Origin of the sequence: Thioalkalicoccus limnaeus, assembly GCF_041197575.1 — a bacterium.
GTDB classification, from domain to species: Bacteria; Pseudomonadota; Gammaproteobacteria; order Chromatiales; family Chromatiaceae; genus Thioalkalicoccus; species Thioalkalicoccus limnaeus.
The window spans coordinates 1-754 of sequence record NZ_JBDKXB010000082.1 but is presented as its reverse complement, the minus strand read 5'-3'; the positions used below and the strand labels follow the sequence as shown (position 1 = coordinate 754).

The following is a 754-nucleotide window of genomic DNA, read 5'->3' as shown; positions in this document are numbered from 1 at the left end:
GCAGCGTGAAACGATGAGCGTACTCCGCACGGGCCGTGAACAAGGTCTGGTCGAGGAGCCAGATCGTATAGGTCGGTTGCAGCTCGCTGTAATCCTGGCCGCTTTGCAGCTGCTGGCTGTAGAGATCGGCCCAAGCGTAGAGGATGCGCGTGCTCAGCTCCGGGAAAACGAGGAGCTGGATCTCCACCTGGAAGAGACGCCGTTGCGCATCGCGCGCCTTGACATCGACGATCGTCAGCTTGTCGTCGAGCGTTTCCCGCTCGTTGTAAGGATTCAGGATGTCGACCGCGGTGACCGGCGCCGGCAGCTCATCGCCGAGCAGGGCGTTGAGAAAATCGATGAGCAGCTCGCTGTGGTCCTCCGAGCCAAAGAGCGTCTTGAAGACGCAGTCGACCTTGGGATCGATTGGGCGGTACATGCCATGAGCCTAGCCGGCACGCGGCGTCGTGACAAGCGGCGTCGATGCACAATATGTAGGAGCGTGCACGGGCGCGCGTCATCGCCGAGGCCTTCGAGCGCTTGGAAGAGCGCTACCCCCATCTTCCGGAATTGGCCACCCAAGGCCATGTGCGCGAGAGCGAGCTGCGCTTGCAGAAGGAGATCGAGCAGGTCCGTGCCGAGATCAAGCTGGACATCGAGCAGGTGCGCGGCGAGGTCGCGCGTACCAAGGTCGATCTGCTCAAGTGGATCGTGCCGCTGATGTTGGCCCAAGTCGCCGCGATCGCCGCCCTGGTGAAACTGCTCCGAGCCGCCC

1 protein-coding gene and 1 pseudogene are annotated in these 754 nt (G+C 62.7%); one reads left to right on the top strand and one right to left on the bottom strand.

The features are described 5' to 3' along the window. On the bottom strand, positions 1-418 hold a 418-nt coding region (locus tag ABC977_RS18185), incomplete at its 3' end, for an Rpn family recombination-promoting nuclease/putative transposase (protein ID WP_369668684.1). 59 nt (positions 419-477) lie between these two features. Here ABC977_RS18185 and ABC977_RS18180 point away from each other — a divergent pair. Further along, positions 478-754: pseudogene (locus ABC977_RS18180) on the top strand (DUF1640 domain-containing protein); the annotation flags it as partial.